General features: G+C 61.4%; 23 protein-coding genes and 1 pseudogene. 4 read left to right on the top strand and 20 right to left on the bottom strand.

Annotation, left to right across the window (positions count from 1 at the left end):
• The 8 genes from FHX06_RS26240 to FHX06_RS26275 form a co-directional block, all read right to left on the bottom strand.
• A complete protein-coding gene (locus FHX06_RS26240) occupies positions 1-921 on the bottom strand; it encodes a mechanosensitive ion channel family protein (RefSeq protein ID WP_018115583.1) in 921 nt (306 codons plus the stop codon).
• A gap of 54 nt (positions 922-975) precedes the next feature.
• The gene (locus FHX06_RS26245; RefSeq protein WP_018115582.1) at positions 976-1,506 is read right to left on the bottom strand and encodes a tyrosine phosphatase family protein; all 531 of its coding nucleotides are present in this window, start codon (positions 1,504-1,506) and stop codon (positions 976-978) included.
• Positions 1,503-2,111, bottom strand: a complete 609-nt coding sequence (locus FHX06_RS26250) for a YfbR-like 5'-deoxynucleotidase (protein WP_018115581.1) — start codon at positions 2,109-2,111, stop codon at positions 1,503-1,505. The genes FHX06_RS26245 and FHX06_RS26250 overlap by 4 nt, the downstream gene beginning before the upstream one ends.
• The gene (locus FHX06_RS26255) at positions 2,108-2,947 is read right to left on the bottom strand and encodes a YgfZ/GcvT domain-containing protein (RefSeq protein ID WP_049800926.1); all 840 of its coding nucleotides are present in this window, start codon (positions 2,945-2,947) and stop codon (positions 2,108-2,110) included. Before FHX06_RS26255 ends, FHX06_RS26250 begins: the two co-directional genes overlap by 4 nt.
• Before the next feature lie 161 nt (positions 2,948-3,108).
• Positions 3,109-3,861 carry a hypothetical protein gene (locus tag FHX06_RS26260; protein WP_018115579.1) on the bottom strand — a complete coding sequence of 251 codons (753 nt, stop codon included), beginning with the start codon at positions 3,859-3,861 and terminating at the stop codon, positions 3,109-3,111.
• Between the two features lie 19 nt (positions 3,862-3,880).
• Positions 3,881-4,138 carry a hypothetical protein gene (locus FHX06_RS26265; protein WP_018115578.1) on the bottom strand — a complete coding sequence of 86 codons (258 nt, stop codon included), beginning with the start codon at positions 4,136-4,138 and terminating at the stop codon, positions 3,881-3,883.
• A 103-nt stretch (positions 4,139-4,241) separates the two neighbouring features.
• The gene (locus tag FHX06_RS26270) at positions 4,242-4,700 is read right to left on the bottom strand and encodes a TIGR02301 family protein (RefSeq protein WP_113212438.1); all 459 of its coding nucleotides are present in this window, start codon (positions 4,698-4,700) and stop codon (positions 4,242-4,244) included.
• 77 nt (positions 4,701-4,777) lie between these two features.
• Positions 4,778-5,194, bottom strand: coding sequence for an NUDIX hydrolase (locus FHX06_RS26275; RefSeq protein ID WP_007820182.1), 417 nt, complete (start codon positions 5,192-5,194; stop codon positions 4,778-4,780).
• A gap of 106 nt (positions 5,195-5,300) precedes the next feature.
• On the opposite strand from FHX06_RS26275, the gene FHX06_RS26280 reads away from it, so the two are divergent.
• Complete coding sequence (locus FHX06_RS26280) at positions 5,301-5,621, top strand: YnfA family protein (protein WP_113208482.1); 321 nt, start codon at positions 5,301-5,303, stop codon at positions 5,619-5,621.
• Positions 5,622-5,716: 95 nt separating this feature from the next.
• On the top strand, positions 5,717-6,481 hold the full coding sequence (locus FHX06_RS26285) for an SOS response-associated peptidase (RefSeq protein WP_112968104.1): 765 nt from the start codon (positions 5,717-5,719) through the stop codon (positions 6,479-6,481).
• A 183-nt stretch (positions 6,482-6,664) separates the two neighbouring features.
• Here FHX06_RS26285 and FHX06_RS36085 read toward each other — a convergent pair whose 3' ends face one another.
• The 5 genes and pseudogenes from FHX06_RS36085 to FHX06_RS26305 all read right to left on the bottom strand — a co-directional run bounded on the left by FHX06_RS36085 (position 6,665) and on the right by FHX06_RS26305 (position 12,775).
• Positions 6,665-6,799 carry a hypothetical protein gene (locus FHX06_RS36085; protein ID WP_018115574.1) on the bottom strand — a complete coding sequence of 45 codons (135 nt, stop codon included), beginning with the start codon at positions 6,797-6,799 and terminating at the stop codon, positions 6,665-6,667.
• 166 nt (positions 6,800-6,965) lie between these two features.
• A complete protein-coding gene (pssA, locus tag FHX06_RS26290; protein ID WP_018115573.1) occupies positions 6,966-7,811 on the bottom strand; it encodes a CDP-diacylglycerol--serine O-phosphatidyltransferase in 846 nt (281 codons plus the stop codon).
• 18 nt (positions 7,812-7,829) lie between these two features.
• Positions 7,830-8,531: pseudogene (locus FHX06_RS26295) on the bottom strand (phosphatidylserine decarboxylase); the annotation flags it as partial.
• A gap of 131 nt (positions 8,532-8,662) precedes the next feature.
• On the bottom strand, positions 8,663-10,540 hold the full coding sequence (locus FHX06_RS26300; RefSeq protein ID WP_018115571.1) for an ABCB family ABC transporter ATP-binding protein/permease: 1,878 nt from the start codon (positions 10,538-10,540) through the stop codon (positions 8,663-8,665).
• 162 nt (positions 10,541-10,702) lie between these two features.
• On the bottom strand, positions 10,703-12,775 hold the full coding sequence (locus FHX06_RS26305) for a LysM peptidoglycan-binding domain-containing protein (RefSeq protein ID WP_113212439.1): 2,073 nt from the start codon (positions 12,773-12,775) through the stop codon (positions 10,703-10,705).
• A gap of 156 nt (positions 12,776-12,931) precedes the next feature.
• On the opposite strand from FHX06_RS26305, the gene FHX06_RS26310 reads away from it, so the two are divergent.
• Entirely contained in the window at positions 12,932-13,555 is a 624-nt protein-coding gene (locus tag FHX06_RS26310) for a TIGR00730 family Rossman fold protein (RefSeq protein WP_029616531.1), read from the top strand.
• 72 nt (positions 13,556-13,627) lie between these two features.
• Here the strand turns inward: FHX06_RS26310 and rarD are convergent, their stop codons facing one another.
• Positions 13,628-14,542 (bottom strand): EamA family transporter RarD, encoded by a 915-nt coding sequence (gene rarD, locus FHX06_RS26315; protein WP_112967978.1) that lies wholly within the window; start codon positions 14,540-14,542, stop codon positions 13,628-13,630.
• 114 nt (positions 14,543-14,656) lie between these two features.
• On the opposite strand from rarD, the gene FHX06_RS26320 reads away from it, so the two are divergent.
• Positions 14,657-15,517, top strand: a complete 861-nt coding sequence (locus FHX06_RS26320; RefSeq protein WP_183881374.1) for a protein-L-isoaspartate O-methyltransferase family protein — start codon at positions 14,657-14,659, stop codon at positions 15,515-15,517.
• Positions 15,518-15,616: 99 nt separating this feature from the next.
• On the opposite strand, the gene cimA is transcribed toward FHX06_RS26320, so the two are convergent.
• From cimA to cysS, 6 genes are read right to left on the bottom strand one after another with little or no spacing between them, the layout of a single operon-like run.
• The gene (cimA, locus tag FHX06_RS26325) at positions 15,617-17,233 is read right to left on the bottom strand and encodes a citramalate synthase (RefSeq protein ID WP_183881376.1); all 1,617 of its coding nucleotides are present in this window, start codon (positions 17,231-17,233) and stop codon (positions 15,617-15,619) included.
• Between the two features lie 29 nt (positions 17,234-17,262).
• Positions 17,263-18,222, bottom strand: coding sequence for a prolyl aminopeptidase (gene pip / locus FHX06_RS26330; protein WP_183881379.1), 960 nt, complete (start codon positions 18,220-18,222; stop codon positions 17,263-17,265).
• On the bottom strand, positions 18,219-18,695 hold the full coding sequence (locus FHX06_RS26335; RefSeq protein ID WP_018115565.1) for a GFA family protein: 477 nt from the start codon (positions 18,693-18,695) through the stop codon (positions 18,219-18,221). The genes pip and FHX06_RS26335 overlap by 4 nt, the downstream gene beginning before the upstream one ends.
• Positions 18,692-19,180: a GFA family protein gene (locus tag FHX06_RS26340; protein ID WP_113114940.1), complete on the bottom strand. Its 489-nt coding sequence runs from the start codon at positions 19,178-19,180 to the stop codon at positions 18,692-18,694. Before FHX06_RS26340 ends, FHX06_RS26335 begins: the two co-directional genes overlap by 4 nt.
• A complete protein-coding gene (locus FHX06_RS26345) occupies positions 19,177-19,653 on the bottom strand; it encodes a GFA family protein (protein WP_183881381.1) in 477 nt (158 codons plus the stop codon). The genes FHX06_RS26340 and FHX06_RS26345 overlap by 4 nt, the downstream gene beginning before the upstream one ends.
• Positions 19,650-21,026 (bottom strand): cysteine--tRNA ligase, encoded by a 1,377-nt coding sequence (cysS, locus tag FHX06_RS26350; protein ID WP_113114939.1) that lies wholly within the window; start codon positions 21,024-21,026, stop codon positions 19,650-19,652. Before cysS ends, FHX06_RS26345 begins: the two co-directional genes overlap by 4 nt.
• Between the last annotated feature and the right edge of the window lie 17 nt (positions 21,027-21,043).

The raw sequence follows: 21,043 nt of genomic DNA on the forward strand, positions 1-21,043 counted from the left end.
TTATGGCTGCGTCTGGGGGGATGCCTTCGGCGTCCTCTTGCGGGCCGAAACCCTGACCTGCGTTTCCTCTGGTGCCGGTTCGGGAAGGGGAGCGCTCGAAGCCTCTACCGGAGCGTCGCTAGCCTCGCCCTTCTTGTCAAACGCAAGCTTGACGCGCTTGATCATGTCGCGACTGAGGTCCCACCAGTCCCCGGTCGATGCCCAGTAGCGCAACGTGACGCTGACCGCACTGTCGCTGAGACTATCGATGAAGACGCTCGGCGCCGGCGTCTTGAGGACGCGCTTGTCTGCGGTTGCAAGTTTCATCAGCGTCTCCATGACGAGATCGAGATCCTCCTGATGGGTAACGTTGATCTTCACTTCGTTCTGCCGCGTCGGCTGGCGGCTATAATTGGTGATCGGTGTATTCCAGAGCGTGGAATTCGGCGCCAGCCGGTAGAGACCGTCTCCGGTTCTCAGTTCCGTGGCAAACAGGCCGATCTCGAGAACCGTTCCCGAGACACTGCTTGTCTCAATATATTCCCCGACGCGCAGCGGACGAAGCACCAGCAGCATGATCCCAGCCGCGATATTCTGCAGCGTGCCCTGCAGCGCCAGGCCGACGGCAAGGCCGGCGGCGCCGAGAGTGGCGATAATCGATGCCGTCTGCACGCCGAACTGCGCGAGGACGGTGACAAAGACCAGCACCAGCAACGCGTAGCGCACGACATTGGTGAAGAAACGGGCGAGCGTCTCGTCGATGCCGCGCACGCGCGAGATGCCCTCGTAGGCCCAGCGGCTGATCAGGCTCGCCGCCACCCACCCGACGATGAGCAGGATGATCGCCCCGAGGATGGAGAAGGAATATTGTACGGCAAGCGCGCTCGCCTGATCGAGTGCCGAGCGGGTTGCGATGATAAGGTCGGTGGCCTGTTGTTCCATCAGGTGCTCCTCGAATGCCTCGTCGAGGGCTAGATGGAGCAGGGGCGATGTGCGTCAACCGTTCGAATTGTCCCTGACGGGCAATACGAAGGGTGCGTTGCCGTCGGCCTCGGCACCACGGCCAATGGCCTTCACGGCATCGACGAGCCGGCCGCGCCGGTCAAGCAGCGCATCGCCGATTTCGACGATTCGAGCATTCGGCGTCGCTTGGGGCGAGACGGTTCGCAGCCGCCGCGCAAGCGCCATATCCTCCTGCTCCGGCGCGAGCGAGAGAGCCGCTATCAGCGCCGCGGCTGGCGAGCGCGATACGCCCATCCAGCAATGAACAAGCAACGGTGCTTCCTGCTGCCAGCCGGCAGCAAAATCGATGATCGCCCGCACGTGCTTTTCGTCGGGCGCGACGAGATCACCCGTGCCCTTGAAGGCAATATCGTTCATATTGAGCAGCAGATGCCGGTCGGCCTGGATGACGCCCGGCCGGTGAAAGGCCTGTTCCTTCGCCATCAGGCTGATCATCTCGCGTGCCTTGTGCCACACGGCCATTTCGCCGATACGCGCCAGCGGAGAAACCACGATCATCGTCACGCGCCGACACTCCGCTTCGCCTCGATCTCGGCGAAACGCTCGCAGAAGAGCCGCTGCGCTTCGAGCGCCGGGACGGGATCGATCAAGAGCATGTCTCGCGTGATGCCGCGCGGCTGGCCGAAGAATTTCTGCGCTTCGGCCGGCGTGAAGCCGGCAAGGACAGTCGCCTCGAAATAGGCGGCAATCGTATCGGCCTTCTTGATCTTGTCCTTGAGCTCACGGGAGGCGTGCGGCGGCAGACCGAAGCGCAAGTGTACAGCCGCCTCGAGCCGCTTCTCGACGGTCTTGTATCCGCCGCCGACGACAGCCTTGAAGGGAGAGATCATATCGCCGATCACATATTCGGGTGCATCATGCAGCAGCGCCATCAGGCAATCGCCGGGTGTTGCCTCGTTGAAATGCCGGAATATGAACTCGACGACCAGGCAGTGCTGGGCAACAGAAAAAGCATGGTCGCCCGACGTCTGGCCGTTCCAGCGGGCGACACGGGCAAGTCCATGGGCGATATCGCTCAATTCGACATCGAGCGGCGAGGGATCGAGCAGATCGAGCCGCCGGCCGGAGAGCATGCGTTGCCAGGCACGCGGAGCCTTCGCAGTCGTCACGCGCTGGCCTCGTCGGAGGAGGTCGGAAAGCTGAGCCCGGACCAGGAAGGCAGGCTGAGTGTCACGGAGATATCGCCGGCAAGCAGCGGCGTGCCAGATGCCATGGCTTCGCCGGCGCGGTCGATTCGCACGATCGCCAGTCCGCTCGTTCCCTCGACGGAACCGAGTGTGCCGACCGGCTTGCCATTCGCGGTGATTTCGGTGCCGCTGGCAGGCAGTGCGGCACCTGCCGAAACAGTCACGACACGGCGCCGCGCCGTACCGCGATGGTGCATGCGCGACACCACTTCCTGCCCGACATAGCAGCCCTTCTTGAAGGAGAGGCCGCCGTTGAAATCCATCAGTACGTCATGCGGGAAGGCGTCCTGCAGAGCGTAATCCGGACCTGACGTGACGATGCCGCGCTCTATTCGCAGCGCGTCGTAGAGCGCCGCGTCATCGCTGCCATGATGACCGGCACGACGCAGAACGATGACGTTGGCCTTGGCAAAGCGGCTATCCCCAACGCCATCGTTGGCATCCTCGCCCCAGGAAACGGTCACGCCGTCTTCGGCAACTGGCGTCAGTGTCACCGGCGCACGAAGACGATACATGGTCAGCCGCTTCAGCAGGGCTTCCCGCTGGGTCGCATCCGTTTCGATGATGAAGCCGTCGCCGTCGCGCCAGATCATGAAGTCGAACAGGATCTTGCCCTGCGGCGTCAGCAATGCGCCGGGCCGCGCCTCGTCCGCGCCGAGCGAAACGATGTCGGTGGTGATCAGATTCTGCAGGAAGGACTCTGCTTCCGCACCGCCGATGGCGATGAGCGAGCGGTCTTTCAGGAATACGGCTGGCATGGCGGAACCTGTCGCGTTGGTGATCGACCAGAGGTAAGTCTTTGAAGCGGAGGGTGCAAGCGCTCAACACATCGGCCTGAAAATCGGAACTGATTTTCGAGAGGCCTGATGCGTAGATTCATGGGCTTAGTGCGTCGGAATCGACGCCCGGATCTCTGGCCTCAGTCGCCGGCCGTGAAGAACTTCCATTTACCGTCCGGCGCGATGCCGACGCGATAGAAGTTATAGCCGCCGAATTCCTGCATGTCAGAGAGATCGCCTGCGGTGACGATGCGCAGCAATTCCACGCGTTCCGGCGGCGTCAGCGTTTTCAGGTCTTTCTCGGCAAAATAGGGCCAGACGTACATCTCCTCGGGCGTGCCCTGGCCGACATGTACGAAGCCGGTCGAGATGACGTCGAGCATGATGGCCAGAATTTCGTCGCCATCGGGGTCGCCGGAGAGATCCTTCAGTGTGCCGATCGGATCGTCAGTGGGTTCGCCGACCGTTACCTGTGTCTGGTCGGCACCGGTCCCCATCAGCGGACGCAGGCGTTCCAGATCGCCTGATGCGGCTGCCTCGACGATCTGTTCGCGCATCTTGCGCACCGGTTCCGGTGCCTTGCTGATGTCGTAGATCACTTCGACGGGCTTGGAAGCGTCGGACGCGCCCGGCGTCTTGTCGACGCTCTGGCCGCTGTCTTTGTTGACGAGCGGATCGGGCTGGGGAATGCCGGGCGAACCGGTCTGTGGTGCAGCCGGCTGCTGTGGGCTCTGCTGCGCCGTAGCGGGCGCATCGGGTTGGCCCGGGATCTTCTGAAGTTCGGAAAGTGCGTAGGCGGAAGAGGCGGACAGCATGCTGCCTGCGGCAATGCCGACGGCGAGCAGGACCGGCGCGAGCGGAATTCGCGAGGAAATATCTTTACCGGTACGCATGAAACTCTCTGTATTGCCCTTATTGCAGGGTCCTGTTGGTGGAAAACTCACCTGCCAGCATGCGGTCACGCAGCGAGTCCAGCAAGGCCTCGGCGCTACCTTCTCCATGCAATCTGATCGTCTCGCGCAGTGCATGTGCAATTGCAGCATCGGCAATGATTTCAGGCTCGATGCCGTCGGCCATGCCGTCGGCCCAAGCCTCGTTCTGGTATTCCAGAGCCGCCTGCATCTTTTCGTGGACGATCATGTCGTCGATGTCGTTGAGGCTTGGTTCCATTGTCTTTTCCTCAGAACTTCTCATGTCTTACCGCTACGTTAACAACACTAACAGCCTTTTCCCAAAACGACACGTGCGCATGCGAAAACAGGTTAATTAAACGTTAATTTCCAAAGCGCGAAGTAATTTCTGTGGCGAGTGTTGCACCTTCGTTACGGTAGCGTTCCTCTGCCACGATGGCCGCTTGCGTGCAATCCGTGTAAACAGAGGCGAATGCTCGGTATCCGCGATTGAAGGCTGCGGTCAGTTTTTCCTTGCGCTGCGGCTCTCCATTCGTTTCAGAATCAAGCAGTTGCTGCATGTTGGCCCGCCACTCGTCCGCACCCGGCGCCTTGCAGAGCGTGCGCAGATAATGCACCGAACCCAGGACCTCGGCCAGCCGCGCCAGCTTGTCGTCATAGGGTACGACCGCAACCTGCGGCACGACCTCCTCTGGCGGCGGAGCCGCGTTTTTGCCGCCCTGCGCCCCTCCTTGTGCCCCGCCTTGCGCCATTGTGGTACCGGCCCAGACGAGGCCACCGAAGACAAGGGATGACAAGACAACGCGTCGAACGGGAATCATGCTCATAGTTGATACAGGGAGCGTGACAGGAACAAGGCAGATACGGCAGTTTCCACTTCTATTCTAGCGAGTGCGCCTCATTCACCGGCCGCCAGCCGCTCGGCGCATTCGAGCACGCTCTGCGGTACCGGCATGCGCCGGATCTCCTCTACGCTGTACCAGCCGATCGCTGCCGCATCGTCAGCGGCTTCGGCCACCAGGTGGCGGTCCGCCTCGACGCGGAAGACGGAAAGGAAGAAATGGCTGTTGATGCTGCCATCGGGCGCATGCGTCTTCAGGTCATAGGTCGAAAACAGGCGCGGATTTCGTGCCTGAATTCCCGTCTCTTCGAGAAATTCGCGCAATGCCGTCTCCTCGGGCGTCTCGCCAGGTTCGCCTCGTCCACCGGGAAAGGCATACATATCGGCCGAAGGCGGATTTCGCCTGAGCACAAGAAGGAACCGGCCATCACGTTCTAGGATGGCGGAGGAGGCGGGTTTGGCCTGGGAGGTCATTGCTTTGTACGCTTTGCTGTGATGTCGCCTTATCCCACGGCCGGCGCACCTTGCGCAACCGTCGACATTGCGTGGAATATGGCGTCACGATTCCTGCGAGACGCCGTTGACCTACCTCATCTATGCCCTTGCCGCCCTCTTCGAAATTGCCGGCTGCTTCGCTTTCTGGGCCTGGTTGCGCCTGGCAAGGCCTGTCTGGTGGCTGGCACCGGGCATGGTGTCGCTGGCCTTGTTCGCCTGGCTGCTGACGCTCGTGCCGAGCGAGGCGGCCGGGCGCACTTTTGCTGCCTACGGCGGCATTTATATCGTCGCCTCGCTTCTGTGGCTCTGGCTGGTCGAAGGCCGCATTCCCGACCGCTGGGACATCGGCGGCGCGCTGGTCTGCCTTGCCGGCACGGCGATCATCCTTTTTGCACCGCGCAGCTGAAGCTTTTCCACGAAAGATGTGCAGCGCCGTCCCATTCGCAATTGCTTGAGGGCAAACCGCCTTGACCGATGTCGGGCACGATGAAAGAAACCCGTATGTGTGGACGTTTTGCCCTGACAGAAGTGGTCAAGGATATCGCCGAAGCTTTCAGCCTTGCCGAGCTGGAAGGCTTTCCGGCGCGCTACAATATCGCGCCGACGCAGCCGATCCTCGTCGTCATCTCAGGTGAGGGGCAGGAACCGGGCAGCAACCTGCCGGACCGCCGTGCGCTTCTGGTGCGCTGGGGCTTCACGCCGGGCTGGGTCAAGAATCCCAAGGAATTTCCGCTGCTGATCAACGCGCGCTCGGAAACGGCAATCGGAAAAGCCTCCTTCCGTGCCGCCATGCGCCATCGCCGCATCCTGATCCCCACTTCCGGCTTCTACGAATGGCATCGCCCTTCGAAGGAGAGTGGCGAGAAGGCGCAGGCCTATTGGATCCGGCCACGCAGAGGTGGTGTCATCGCCTTTGCCGGTCTCATGGAAACCTGGTCCTCGGCCGACGGTTCGGAGGTCGATACCGGCGCCATTTTGACGACCAGGGCCAACGGCGCAATCTCCTCGATCCATGACCGCATGCCGGTCGTCATCCAACCGGAGGATTTTGCCCGCTGGCTGGATTGCAAGACGCAGGAACCGCGCGCGGTCGTTGACCTGATGCGGCCGGTTCAGGAGGATTTCTTCGAGGCGATCCCGGTTTCCGACAGGGTCAACAAGGTCGCCAATATGGGGCCGGATCTTCAAGATCCGGTACCGCTCGAAAAGGCGCCGAAGCCTCCGCAGAAGAAGGCACCCGACAGCGGCCAGCTCAGTTTCTTCTGAAACCTGAACCCGCTATCCGCTGAGTGGAAAATCCGGTGATCTCTGTTGGTCCGGTTCCGGCGAGTGGCGCGTCGCTTGCTACCCACTATTGCCAAACCCGCCGCATGGCGGGCTCCGGACGTCATCTCCGCATCGCTATGGGCCGGCTGGTATCCGCCTGCCCGTGCGTTTCTTCGCGCCCGCTTAGGCGAGCTTCTTGACCGGTGCCGGCTTTGCCATCATCGAGGCCGCGGCCACGGCCTTGAGGCCGAGCGGGCGGTAGTTGGTGGCGAGATCCGGCTTGGCTGCCTGCTGCTGTTCCGACTTCTTCGAGGTCACGATACTCTCCTTACGTGTTTCCCTAGAATTTTATGTATCATGCTCTTTTGTCCGAAATAGCGACAAAAGAGAGGCGCGGCTTATCAGGAAATGTAACCACGGACCATAATTCGCGAGGCTTAACTGAAACCTACGTTCGTTAATGCTTACTTAATAAAGTGAATGCTCAGATATGACGACCGATGTCGTCCTCGCCGATACCGGGCTCTTCGATGGTCAGCGTGCCATATTTGCGCTTCCATTTTCGCGCGCCGAAGGGCAGCGAAACAAGGTAGGCACAGACGGTGACGACCATGACTTCCCAGGTGAAGCTCATCAGCATCGCGACGTAGATCACGACACCGAGCATGGCTGGCAGCACGAGATCGCGCCGCATCCGGCTCTCGGATTTGCCGGACCAGACCGGCAGGCGGCTGATGAGCAGGAAGGCGATGAGGACCGTGTAGCCCGAGGAGAGGAACGCGAAGGTCCGGTCGGCGGTGAGGCCGAGAAAACCGAGATAGACCGGCAGAAGCACCAGCATCGCGCCGGCAGGGGCCGGCACGCCGACGAAATATTCCGATTGCCAGGCCGCGCGATTCTCGCGTTCCGACATCACGTTGAAGCGCGCCAGCCTGAGGCCGGCGGCGATCGTGTAGATGAGCGCGGCGATCCAGCCGAGCGAGCGCGCCTGGTCGAGCGCATAGACATAGACCACGAGGGCAGGGGCGACGCCGAAATTGACGATGTCGGCAAGCGAATCCATCTGCGCGCCGAATTTCGACGTGGCCTTCATCAGCCGCGCCACACGACCGTCTATGCCGTCGAGGAAGGCTGCGAGGAGCACCATGGCGACAGCGAGCTCATAACGAGCTTCAAAGGCAAGCCGGATGCCCGTCAGGCCGGCGCAGATGGCAAGGATGGTGATGAGGTTCGGAACGACAAGCCGGATCGGAATCTCACGCAGACGCGGCCCGCGGGCCGAATCATCGTTCGGGCCATTCGGTTCGAAGGGCGGAAAGGGTGGCTCCATATCGCGCTCTCCTGAAAATTAGCTGCGGCGGCTGATGACCGGACCCTTTGCCGAGGCGAATTCGGCAATGACCGTCTCACCGGCAACCGCCGTTTGGCCAAGCGAGACTCGCGGCGCGGCGCCCGCCGGCAGGAATACGTCGAGACGCGAGCCGAAGCGAATGAGGCCGATACGTTCGCCGGCATCGACCGGTTCGTTGACATGCGAGAAGCAGAGGATGCGCCGCGCAACGAGACCGGCGATCTGCACCACACCGATCTGGCCGTGGCGGGTCTCGACGACGAGGCCGTTGCGTTCGTTCTCCTCGCTCGCCTTGTCGAGTTCGGCATTCACGAAGGTGCCGGGGCGATAATTGATGCTGACGATGCGGCCGCGCATCGGTGCGCGGTTCACATGGCAGTTGAAAACATTCATGAAGACAGAGATCCGCAGCATCGGCTCACTGCCGAGATTGAGCTCGGCGGGCGGTGTGACCATCTGGATCGAAGAGACCTTGCCGTCGGCAGGCGAAATGACGAGATCATCGTCCTGTGGCGTGACGCGCTCCGGGTCACGGAAGAAATAGGCGCACCAGAGCGTCAGGATCAGACCGATCCAGAAGAGCGGCTTGAAGATCCAGCCCAATACGAGCGACGCGACGAAAAAGGCGGCAACGAAGGGATACCCTTCCTTGTGCACCGGTACGATCGTGTTGCGAACCGTATCGAACAAGCTCATGAATGCCGGTCTCCTGTCGTTTTTCGTATCCGCTGGTTACAGAAAAACGACCTGATGAGCAATGGCGCGGATCTCAGGCCGCCTTCGATGCATCGGTTCTAAACAATAAAACAGACAGTTCCGCCTGTCTGCAGCTAGCTTGCCGGCGCCAGCCGGTTGACGATGCCGAGCTCGTCGCTCTCGCGAACCTGCTTGAGATGCTCCTCGGCCTGTGTCGCCTCGCGCTGGCGGTTCCACATCGACGCGTAGAGGCCGTTCTGTTCGAGAAGGGCGGCATGCGTGCCGCGCTCGGCGATCTCGCCGCTCTTCAACACGATGATCTCGTCCGCGCCGATCACGGTGGAGAGGCGGTGGGCGATGACCAGCGTCGTGCGGTTCTTGGAAACGACATCGAGTGCCGTCTGGATTTCCCGCTCCGTCGTCGTGTCGAGCGCCGAGGTCGCCTCGTCGAGGATGAGGATCGGCGGAGCCTTCAGGATGGTGCGGGCAATTGCCACGCGCTGTTTCTCGCCACCGGAAAGTTTCAGTCCGCGCTCACCGACCTTGGTTTCGAACCCTTCGGGCAGCATCTCGATGAAATGACCGATCTGTGCGATTTCGGCCGCCTGCTTCACCTCGGCTTCATCAGCCGAAGGGCGGCCATAGCGGATGTTATAGGCAACGGTGTCGTTGAACAGAACCGTATCCTGCGGCACCATGCCGATCACCGAGCGCAGGCTCTTCTGCGTGATGGTGCGGATGTCCTGCCCGTCGACGGTGATGGAACCGCTCTGGATATCGTAGAAACGATAGAGCAGGCGCGACAGCGTCGATTTACCGGCGCCCGAAGGGCCGACGACGGCAACCGTCTTGCCGGCAGGCACGTCGAAGGAAATGCCTTTCAGGATCGGCCGGGCCGGATCATAGGAGAAATGCACATCCTTGAAGGAGATGGCGCCCTGGCCGATGGCCAGCGCCTTCGCACCGGGCGCGTCCAGAACCTCGGCCTTCACTTCCAGAAGATCGAACATCTGCTCGATATCGATCAAGCCCTGGCGGATTTCACGGTAGACGAAGCCGATGAAGTTCAGCGGCACCGAAAGCTGCAGCAGCATGGAATTGATGAAGACGAAATCGCCGACCGTGTGCTCGCCACGCTGGACCGACCAGGCCGAGAGGACGAGCATGATCGTCGTGCCGATGCCGAAGATCACGCCCTGGCCGAAGTTCAGCCAGCCGAGCGAGGTCCACACATCGGTCGCAGCCTTCTCGTAGCGCTCCATCGACTTGTCGAAGCGCTTGGCCTCCATCTCCTCGTTGCCGAAATATTTGACCGTTTCGAAGTTGAGGAGGGAGTCGATCGCCTTGGTATTGGCGTCCGTATCGCTCTCGTTCATCGTCCGGCGGATGGAGATACGCCAGTCGGAGGCGCGGATCGTGAACCAGATATACGCCCAGACGGTAAAGGCGGTAACGGCGAGATAGGAGAAGCCGTAGCCCCACCAGAATATTGCCGCCGTCAGCACGAATTCGATGACTGTCGGGATCGAATTCAGGATCGTGAAACGCACGATCGTTTCGATGCCCTTGGTGCCGCGCTCGATGATGCGCGAAAGCCCGCCCGTCTTGCGCTCCAGATGGAAGCGCAGGGAAAGCTCGTGCATGTGCACGAAGGTGCGGTAGGCAAGCTGGCGCACCGCATATTGACCGACGCTGGCAAAGAGCGAATCCCTGAGCTGGTTGAGGCCGAGCTGGATGAGACGCGTCAGGTTATAGGCGATGACGAGGGCTGTCGCGCCGATCAGCAGCGGCGGCAACGTGCCCTGAAGGTCCATCCTGCCGTTCAGCGCGTCGGTCGACCACTTGAAGAAATAGGGCACCAGCAGCAGTACGAATTTCGAGATGAGCAGATAGACCGAAGCCCAGACGACCCGCATCCTCAGATCCGGCCTGTCCTTCGGCCACATGTAGGGCCAAAGATTGTAGAGCGTTCCCAACAGGTTGGAGTCTGAAACTGTCTTGCCGTTTGCCATGCGTGTCTCCAGCCCGGCGGGCCGCTGTCGCCGCGGCCTGTCGCCGCCCCCGCGAGATATGCCACCGGATGGCGGATTACAACATTGATAGGGATTTTATAGGCGAGGTGTTGCGCGTCGGCCCTAACGGAAACGGCGGCCGATGGGCCGCCGTTTTTTGATTTAGAGATGTCCGCCCGAGAGCCGCTTGCGATGCAGCTCCTCGGCATTCGGAAGCGCATCCTTCGGGAGGCCGAAGACCTGGCCAGGACGGATGCGGTCCGGATTGAGGATCTTGTCCTCATTGGCGATGTAGATCGTCGTATAGCGCACGCCAAGGCCGTAGGTACGCCGGGAGATCTGCCAGAGCGTATCGCCACGGCGGATGATGACCGCGTTGTTGTTTGCCGTCAGCGGTGCCTGCTCGATCGTCTTCGGTTGGCTGGCGTCCGATACCTCGTTTGAGGGCATCGGCGCGACATTGGCACCGGGAGCCGTCAGTTCGGCGATGATCGCGCCGAGCTTGTCGAGTGCCGCGCCGACCGACTTGGCATCCTTCGGCAAGCTCTGCAGCATTGTCAGCGCATTCGCCGCAACATGTGAGGCGGAGGAAGATGCCTGCTTGATGGCGTCGGTCGCATCGATGCCCGGATGGAAGTCGACGACAGAGCGCAGTGCGAACTCGGTGGCCGAGCGGGCTGCCGCAAGCTGCTCGACTCCCGGCACCTTGCCATCTGCGAACAGGCCCTTCAGCAGGCCGAAGGCTTTGGTCGCATCGCCCTTGAGCTTGCCGAGCTGGCCCTCGTCGAGCGGCACCGTCGCCTGATTGACATTGGCATTGTTGCCGGACTGCGCGGCAACGGTGACCTGATCGCCCTCCGGACGGTTGAAATTGACGGTCGCGCGGATGAGGACCTTGCCCGCGCCATCGACGACATCGACACGGATCTTGTGATCGCCGACCGGGAGGTCCATCGCGCCGCTGATAACGAAGTGACCATCCGGCTCCGCCGTATCCTGCCCGATCAGCGCGTCATCGGCGTAACCGATAACCTTGGCATTGGCGCGCGCCGTGCCGGCCACGAAGATCTTGTTGCCTTCGATCTCGACGGCAGTGATCATCACATCGGCAGCAGCGGTACCCTGCTGAGTACCGGGAACAGGAAGTGCCGTATTGCCTGCATCACCGGATGTTGCGGGCATATTCGGCGTCTGCATCGCAACCTGGTTGCTCGGAGCGCCATTAGGCGCAGGCTGCGCGTTGTCGGCCGTCGGCGGATTGCCCGCAGATGCGTCGCTGACAGCCGGCGGCGCCGCGCTGGCGACCTCAGCCTTCGGCGCGGTGATGATGCGGCTTGCCGTGCCGGGCTTGGAAACCATGGCGAGAAGCTCGCTGCCGCTGCCGTCCTTCGGCACGGAAACGGTCGCAACCTCTTCGGACAGCGTGATCTTGCCGTCCTTGCCGGTTACCTTCAGCACGAGCTGGTGGTCGCCTGCCGGAAGCGGGTTGTCGAGAACGGCGGCAAAATCGCCGGTGCCGTCGACATCGGTCGTCACGACCACCTTGTCGCCATCGAGCACCTCCAGCTTGCCATTCGGCTCGGCGGAGCCTGCAATGACGGTCGAACCGTCCGGCTCCACCCGCAGCACGTCAAAAGCCGGGATTTTCGGGCCGGTATTGGAAGCAGCATCCGCTGCCGGAGCACTCTGGCTATTGGCTGCAGCCGGCTGGCCGGCTGGCTCCGGTGCACCGGTGAGCGCCGCTTCGGCCCGGGCAAGGGCAGCCAGCACATCTGCGGCGTTTTCGGGCAGATTCCTGATGATGTCGCGCGCCTTGCCGGCACCGTCCTTCGCCCTGGAAACGAGGCCCGCAGTGGTGGTGTCGAGGCCATCCGGTGCCGCAAAATCTGCGATCGCGGTCAGCGCGCTCACGGTCGCGGTCTTGGCGCCTGCAAGCGCATCGGCGGCGGGCACCTTGCCATCGGCAAACAGCGCCTTCAGGCCGGAAAGAGACCGCACGGCATCGGCGGTGAGACTGCCGATCTTCTGGGCGGCCTCTGCGGCGTCAGCGGCGGTGGAGCGGGAAGTCTTAGACGCTTCGTTAACCGTGTTGTTGACCTCGGTGCCGGCCTGGTTGATCGCGTCGCCGACCTTCGCCACATCAGAGCCGAGCCGGGGCATGACGAAAAACACCATCAGTATGATTGCGATTACGAGCACTGCGAGGGCCAGCAAGCCGGCACGGTTTTTCATCATTGCGTCTCCAAAGGCGGCAAATTGCCGTAGTATTCAGAAATTGCTAGCGATTCCCGTTGCTTTGCACAAGCATTCAAAGCAAATACGCAAGCTCCGGACGTCGCTTTTCAGTCAATTTTCTTGACTGCATTGAAATGGAATAGTTGTTTTTCCCTTATGACCGAACAATCTGTATCGATTCGATCCATTTGCGTTTACTGCGGCTCTCGGCCGGGACGCGATCCTTCCCATATGGCTGCCGGCCGCGCGCTCGGAAAAGAGATCGCGGAATATGGCCTTCGCCTGATCTACGGCGGCGGCACAAAGGGCATCATGGGTGCTGTGGCCAGCGGGACCCTATCCAACGGTGGTCAGGTGACGGGCATCATTCCCGAGTTCCTGATCGACATGGAGGCGACTCGCCATTCCCTGGGCCAGCTCAACGAGCTTATTGTAACCCCTGACATGCATGCGCGCAAACACACGATGTTCGAGCGCTCCGATGCTTTCGTGGCGCTGCCAGGAGGTATCGGCACTCTGGAAGAGATCGTCGAGATCATGACCTGGGCGCAGCTCGGCCGTCACGAAAAGCCGATGGTCTTTGCCAATATCAACGGCTTCTGGGATCCGATGATGGAGCTTCTGCGCCACATGACGGGCGAGGGCTTCCTGCACACCGCCCATCGCGTGCAGCCGCTGGTCATCGACGAGATCTCGGGCATCATCCCGGCCATCATGGCGCAGGCGGCAGAGCTTGCCGCCGACCGTGACGGCGAGGACGACGTGATTTCGAAAATGTAGTCTCTCAAGCAATTCCAGCCGCACGTTGCGCAACGCTTAGGTGGCCGGAATTGCGTGAAAACGGGCGCGGCTCTAACGTCCGCGCGTCGTCGTCAACATCGACCAGCTGTACAAGAACAGGCCGGCCCAGATCAGCGGGAAGGCAATCATCCGCGCCGTATCCATCTCTTCGTGGAAGACGAAGACGGCGATGAGGAAGATCATCGTCGGCGCGATATACTGCATGATGCCGATGGTCGAGAGCCGGAGCAGCTTGGCGCCATTGGCGTAGATCATCAGCGGTACGGCGGTGATCAGTCCGCAGCCGAGCAGCAAGGCGGTATCGCTAAAGCCGGTGCGGTAGAAGTGCCCTTCGCCGCTGACGAATTCCAGGTAGAGGATGTAGAGCAGGGCGGGCAGGCTGAGGATCAGCACTTCCAGGAAGAAGCCCTGGTTCGGCCCGAGCGGCAGCGTCTTGCGAAACAGGGCATAGAAGCCCCAGCTGAACGCCAGCGTCAGCGCCACCCAGGGAATGCCGCCGCTGTCGAAGGCGAGCACGACGACCGCAAGGCCGGCAAGGCAGATCGCAGCAATCTGCAACGGCTGCAGTTTTTCTTTCAGGAGCACGGCGCCGAGGAAGATGCTGAAGAGCGGATTGATGAAATAGCCCATGGCCGCATCGAGCGAATGGCCGGCGCCGATCGCCCAGACATAGGTGCCCCAGTTCACCGTGATCAGTGCCGCGGTCATCATTGCCATGGCGAGCATGCGCGGAGAGCGCAGCGCGACCTTGATATCCTGCGTGCGTCCGAGCACCAGAAGCACGATGCCGGCAAGCGGCAGCGACCACACGATACGATGGGCAATGACTTCGGCAGGCGAAATATGCGCGACCGCCTTCATGTAGATCGGCAGAAAGCCCCAAAGAAGATAGGCCGTCAGCGCGAAGGCAAAGCCGCGTGGACTGTCTTCGTTCTTGATCAAGGGGGCGCTTGCATCGGCAGACATCGGGTGTTTCCATCTTTGTTCTGTTTCTGATCCGCATTAGCTTAAGCGGCGTGAATAGGCCAATTCATTTCATTGAATGGAACAGCACCTGCGTGGACGCGAAGAGAGGCAAGCATGGAAGAAACTGACCTGGCGGTCTGTCGGCAAGCCTATGCCGCCCAGATGCTGGCAAAGATGGGGGTTGCTGACGACGAGCGGCTGAGGCAGATCTTTGCCACAGTGCCGAGAGAAGATTTCCTGGACCCGCCGCCCTGGCGCATGGCGAATGGAATTGGCTATCAGGACATGCCGTCAACCGATCCCGTCATCCTCTATCAGGATGTCCTCATTGCGCTGCAGGAAGAACGGCAGGTCAACAATGGCAGCCCCTCGCTACATGCGCTCGGTCTCCACTGGCTTGCGCCGCAGCCGGGGGAAACGGCCTGCCATATCGGTGCCGGCGGCGGCTATTATACCGCCATGCTGTCGCATCTGGTCGGCAGCGGCGGCCATGTCACGGCGATCGAGTACGACCGGGAGCTTGCCGCTCGCGCGAGCGCCAATCTGGCCCCCTATGGCAATGTCGAGCTTGTCTGCGGCAACGGCCTGGAATGGCCGAAATCGTCTGCCGATGCGATCTACGTCAATTTCGCGACCCACCGGCCTGCCGATCCCTGGATCGGCAATCTCTCAGTCGGCGGCCGGCTGATCTTTCCGCTCTCTGCTCCCTCCCGCGACGGCAACGACAATCTGCGGCCGCGCAGTGCCCGCGGCGGCTTCTTCCTGATCAGGCGCACGGCCACGGAATACAGCGCCCGCTACCTCAGTCCTACCGTCTTCGTCTGGGGCCATGCCGCATCAGGGACGATCGAGACCTATAAGGCGCTGGAATCCACCTTCCGGCATGGCGGTATGGAGAAGGTCACACGGCTGCGCTGGAAGATGCCGAAGCAGGAGGACGAATGGTATTCGGAGGTGGACTGGGGCCTCCTGTAGAGCATCGCCGTTTTCGTTCGAATGACGGAAATGCTCTATCTCCTTGTTTTTATTTTATTCCGGACGCAACCTCTGCCCAGTTTGCTGGAATGCTCCAGCTCACTCGGCAGCGATCTTGCCGGCAAGTTGCCGGTTCTTCATCAGCTTGTAGATGACCGAGTCCATCAATGCCTGGAACGAGGCGTCGATGATGTTTTCGGAAACGCCGACCGTCCACCAGCGCACACCGCTGGAATCGGTCGATTCAATCAGAACGCGGGTAATGGCCTCGGTGCCGCCATTGAGGATACGCACCTTGAAATCGGCGAGCACCAGATCGTCGATCTCATGCTGATATTTGCCGAAATCCTTGCGCAGCGCGAGGTCGAGTGCGTTGACCGGGCCTTCTGCTTCCGCCACCGACATCAGCGTCTGGCCATCGATGGCGATTTTCACGACGGCTTCGGAGACGATCTTTATGCGCCCGTGGGAATCGAAGCGCCGTTCGATCATCACCCGGAAGCCTTCGATCGTGAAAAAATCCGGGATTGTTCCCATGGTGCGCCGCGCCAGAAGCTCGAAGCTCGCATCGGCGCCCTCGTAGGCATAGCCGGAAGCCTCGCGCTCCTTGACGATCGAAATCAGGAGATCGAGCTTCGGATCGTCCTTTGCGACGTCGATGCCGCGCCGCCTCAGCGCATTGATGAAGTTTGCCTTGCCGCCCTGATCAGAGACCATGACCTTGCGGAAATTGCCGACACTTTCCGGCGGCACGTGTTCGTATGTGCGCGGGTCCTTCAGCAGCGCCGAGGCATGGATGCCGGCCTTCGTCGCGAAGGCGGACGCGCCGACATAGGGCATCTGATGATCCGGCGAGCGGTTGAGCAGCTCGTCGAAGGCATGCGACAGGCGGGTGAGGTTGGTCAGCCGCTCGGCGTCGATCGCGGTTTCGAAACGCGTATTGTAAGCGCTCTTCAGCGCCAGCGTCGGGATTAGCGTTACCAGGTTGGCATTGCCGCAGCGTTCGCCGATGCCGTTCAGCGTGCCCTGGATCTGGCGTACACCGGCCTCGACGGCAGCAAGCGAATTGGCAACGGCCTGGCCGGTATCGTTATGCGCATGGATACCGAGACAGTGCCCCGGCACGCCGAAGGCGATCACCGCCTCGACGATTGCGCGCACTTCCGGCGGCTGCGTGCCCCCATTGGTGTCGCAGAGCACCACCCAACGCGCGCCGTTCTCATAGGCGGTCTTCGCACAGGCGAGCGCATATTCCGGATTGGCCTTGTAGCCGTCGAAGAAATGCTCGCAGTCGACCATCGCCTCCTTGCCGGCGGCAACGACGGCCTTGACGCTTTCGGCAATGGATTCGAGATTCTCCTCGTTGGTGCAGCCAAGCGCCACCTGCACGTGATAATCCCAGCTCTTGGCGACAAAACAGACCGCGTCGCTGCGCGCCTGCAGGAGCCCGGCTATCCCCGGATCGTTGGAGACGGAAACACCTGGCCGCTTTGTCATTCCGAAGGCGACGAAGGAGGCCTCGCTCGTACGCTTTTCGGCGAAGAAGGCGGTATCGGTCGGGTTTGCTCCGGGATAACCGCCCTCGACATAGTCGAGCCCGAAATCGTCCAGCATGCTTGCAATCGCAATCTTGTCCTCGACCGAAAAGTCGATGCCGGGCGTCTGCTGCCCGTCCCGAAGCGTCGTGTCGAAGAGGTAGATTCTTTCGCGTGCCATAGTGGTGTTTCCTGTCGCCGCTTGCGGCCTTATTGTTTACCTGCGAACCGGTCCGTTGCCCGGATCAGCTGGTCGAGAATGCCGGGTTCCGAAAAGGCATGCCCGGCCCCTTCGATCAGGTGGAACTCGGCCTTTGGCCATGCCTTGTGCAGCAGCCAGGCATATTTGGCCGGGCAGGGCATGTCGTAACGCCCGTGGACGATGACGCCGGGGATATCCTTCAGCCTATCGGCATCGCGCAGCAGCTGGCCCTCATCCATCCACCCGGCATGGACGAAGAAATGGTTTTCGATGCGCGCAAAGGCATAGGCGAACTCGGCTTCCTCGAACTTGCCGCTGGTCGATTTCTCCGGCAGCAGCGTGATCGTCTCGCCCTCCCAGATGCTCCAGGCCTGGGCCGCCTTCAGAGCCACGGCCCGGTCCGCACCGGTGAGGCGCCGGTTATAGGCGAGCATCATCTCATGGCGTTCTTCAGGCGGGATAGGAGCGACAAAGCGCTCCCATTTGTCCGGGAACATCTCGGAGACGCCGAACTGATAGTACCAGTCGAGTTCGGCCCGCGTCAGCGTGTAGATGCCGCGCACGACGAGTTCGGAAACGCGATCCGGATGTTTCTCGGCATAGGCGAGCGCCAGTGTCGAGCCCCAGGAGCCGCCGAAGACCTGCCATTTGTCGATGCCCGCCATCTCGCGCAGCCGCTCGATATCGGCAACGAGATGCCAGGTCGTGTTGGCCTCGAGGCTTGCATGTGGGGTCGACTTGCCGCAGCCGCGCTGGTCGAACAACAGCACGTCATAAAGATCAGGATCGAACAGACGGCGATGGGCGGGTGAAATGCCTCCGCCCGGACCGCCATGCAGGAAGACCGCCGGCTTGGCGCCCGGCTTGCCGCAGCGCTCCCAATAGATCACATGGCCGTCGCCGACATCGAGATGGCCGGAAGCATAGGGTTCGATTTCCGGATAGAGTGTGCGCGTCGCTCCAGTCATATCTTCACGCCTTTTGCGGGCCAGACAGCGGTATCGTGGTCGGGATGCTGGAAGGAGATGATCGCCTCCTGCCGGGCGTAAAAATCCGGATCCTTGTGCACGGGCGCGTCGAAGATCGTCTCGACCCAGGGCAGGCGGGCATCGTAATTGACCTGGATCTGCGGGGCGAGATCGCTGCGGTCGTCGAATGTGCCGATCGCAAGCTCCAGCCCGCCCGGATGACGATAGGTCATCGGCGTGCCGCAATCGCTGCAGAAGCCGCGCTCGATATTGACCGAGGACTGGAAATAGGTCGGTTCGCCGCGCGACCACTCCATGCCCTCTTCCGGCGCTGTCACCAGAGCGGAAAAGAAGCCGCCGAACTGCTTCTGGCACATGCGGCAATGGCAGATGGACGGACGTCCGAGCTTGCCTGTTATGCGGAAGCGTACGGCGCCGCACTGGCAGCCGCCTGTTCTCGTCGTCTCGGTCATGGATGAGCTCCTGAAGGCCATTGGGATGTATCGTGGTCGGGATGCTGATGATTGCTAGCCGCAATCCCGTCCTCGCGATCGGTTGTTTCCGGTTCCGGTTCGACGGGCAAGCCGTCGAGCGCATGAAACCAGACCATTTTGCTGTCGAGATTGGATTGCATGACCGGCTTTACAGCTTGCGGATCATCGAGCGAGCCGAGCGTGATGTTGATGGAGTCGGCATCGGGAATGTCGTAGAAAAGCGGCGTACCGCAATCGCCGCAGAAGCCGCGTCGCACGAGGCCGGAGGAGTGGAACCATTTCGGCTCGCCACGCGTGAGCTCGAAATCGACCCGCATCACCCCTGCAAGCGGCAGGAAATAATTGCCGGCGGCCTTCTGGCACATGCGGCAATGGCACACATGCGGATAGCCGAGCTCGCCATTTGCCCTGTAACGAACCGCGCCGCATTGGCATCCACCGCTCTGTTCAGCCTTTGCCGTCACGCGTGATCCTCCGGCGGCCAGACCGGCGTATCATGGTCGGGGTGCTGATAGGACACGATCTGATGGAGGAAGGAACCGGCAGCGAGATCTGCCTCGGTTCGTTCTCCCGGCAGTTCGTTCAGGTGATCGACGAAAGCGATCTTGCCTTCCACCCCCCACTGGATGGTCGGCGGCAGCAAAGACGGATCATCGAACGCGCCGGCCGCAACGGCCATGCCGTCGGGTGCCTCATAGGTCAGCGGCGTGCCGCAATCGCCGCAGAAGCCGCGGTTGACGAAATTCGAGGACCGGAAGGTCTTGCGCTGGCCTCTGGTCCATTCGAATTCCATTCCGCGTACGGAGACCAGCGGCGCGTAGTAGGCGCCGAACGCCTTCTGGCACATGCGGCAGTGACAGATCGACGAATCCGGCGGCGTGCCCCGCGCCCGGAAACGGATCGCGCCACATTGGCATCCGCCGGTATAGGTGTTCATTTCTTCACCTCCCACGTCGTTACCCGCTCACCCGTTTCCGGATCCTTGCCATCCTTGAGCTGGATGCCTTCGGCAGCAAGCGTGTCGCGGATCTTGTCGGCCTCGGCAAAATTCTTCGCCTTCAAGAGCTCGAGCCGCGCCTTGACGCGCGTATCGATTTCCGCCGCCACGGCCTCGTCGATCTCCGTCTTCTTCGGCAGCACGCCGAGCAGGGCGGCACTGGCTGCAAAGACGGCGGGATCGCCGGATTGGGCAAGCGCATGCAGCGCCTGGACGGCGGCGACCGTGTTGAGGTCGTCGGCGAGCGCATTCAGCACCGTTTCGTCCGGCTTGGCATTGCCGGGTTCTGCGGCCGGCCATTTGGCGAGCAGCCGCTCGGCTTCCTCCAGTCGCTTGACGGAGAAATCGATCGGTTCGCGGTAATGCGTCATCAGCATCGCAAGGCGCAGCACTTCGCCCGGCCATTGCCGGCCGGCGAATGTCTCTGTGTGCAGAAGTTCGTAGATGGTGACGAAATTGCCTTCGGATTTCGACATCTTGCGGCCTTCGACCTGCAGGAAGCCGTTATGCATCCAGACATTCGCCATCACGTTAGTGCCATGGGCGCAACGCGACTGGGCGATCTCGTTCTCATGGTGCGGGAAGATCAGGTCGAGCCCGCCGCCATGGATATCGAAGACATCGCCGAGATAGCGTCCGCTCATGGCCGAGCACTCGATGTGCCAGCCCGGTCGGCCGCGGCCCCAGGGGCTCTCCCAGCCGGGCTCGTTTTCGTCAGACAGTTTCCAGAGCACGAAGTCGCCGGGGCTCTTCTTGTGCGCGTCAACGGCGACGCGGGCGCCCGCCTGCTGCTCATCGAGATTGCGCTTCGAAAGCTGGCCGTAATCGGCCATCGACTTCGTATCGAACAGCACTTCGCCTGAGGCCTGGTAGGCATGACCCCGCCCAATCAGCCGCTCGATGATCTCGATCATCTGGGTGATATTGTCGGTCGCGCGCGGCTGTACAGTCGGCTCGAGCGAGCCGAGTGCCAAGGCATCGTCGAGAAACTGCTTCTCGGTCTTCTCCGTCACCGCCCGGATCGCCGCATTGAGCGGCAGGCCCGGATAATCGCGCAGCGCCCTCGCGTTGATCTTGTCATCGACATCGGTGATGTTGCGCGCATAGGTGACATGGCTTTCGCCATAGACATGGCGCAGCAGGCGGAACAGCACGTCGAAGACGATGACCGGTCGGGCATTGCCGATATGGGCGAAATCATAGACCGTCGGGCCGCACACATACATGCGGACGTTTTCGGCATCGATCGGGGCAAAGACCGATTTTTCCCGCGTCAGCGTATTGTACAGCTTCAGTTCCGGCGTGCCGCCCATTCCACTCTCCTAAAATG

This window comes from Rhizobium sp. BK512 (assembly GCF_014194915.1).
GTDB lineage: Bacteria > Pseudomonadota > Alphaproteobacteria > Rhizobiales > Rhizobiaceae > Rhizobium.